The following is a 416-nucleotide window of genomic DNA, read 5'->3' as shown; positions in this document are numbered from 1 at the left end:
CCTCTTCGTAGGTGCCATTGGGGGTGAGACCTTCGGAGAAAACTTGCCACCCATTCTTCCAGTCGTTCCCGATCGGTGCCACGGTCACATAGCTATTGGTCGTGGCCGCGATGGATCGTGCCTTCGAAACCGCCGTGTTGAAGCTGTCTGCCACGGTCAACACGCGATGATTGCGCATGAACGTGGTCATGCTAGGCACCGCAAAGCCCACCAGAATCACGCCGACGGCCATCGTCGTGATCAGTTCTATAAGCGTGAAGCCTTGTTGTGGCTGGACGGCTCGTTTGTCGACGCGCATGGGGATCACCAGCAATTGGGAGTGTTGACTTCTTGGCCGTTCAGCATGTTGTTCTTGACGCCTGTGCTCTTGATCGTCAGAACGCCGCAGGTGGCATCGGCCCGCTTGGGTGTCGCAC

1 protein-coding gene is annotated in these 416 nt (G+C 57.7%); it reads right to left on the bottom strand.

Features of this window, described 5'->3' with window-relative positions; translation table 11 throughout:
• The coding region (locus tag AB4Z50_RS36145; protein WP_441887324.1) for a pilus assembly FimT family protein at positions 1 to 298 on the bottom strand (298 nt) is incomplete at its 3' end.
• Positions 299 to 416 lie beyond the last annotated feature (118 nt).

The organism is Paenibacillus sp. 2TAB26 (assembly GCF_052115145.1).
Taxonomy (GTDB): Bacteria; Bacillota; Bacilli; order Paenibacillales; family Paenibacillaceae; genus Pristimantibacillus.
Note: the sequence above shows the minus strand (reverse complement) of the source record. Positions and strands in the feature narration are given on the sequence as shown.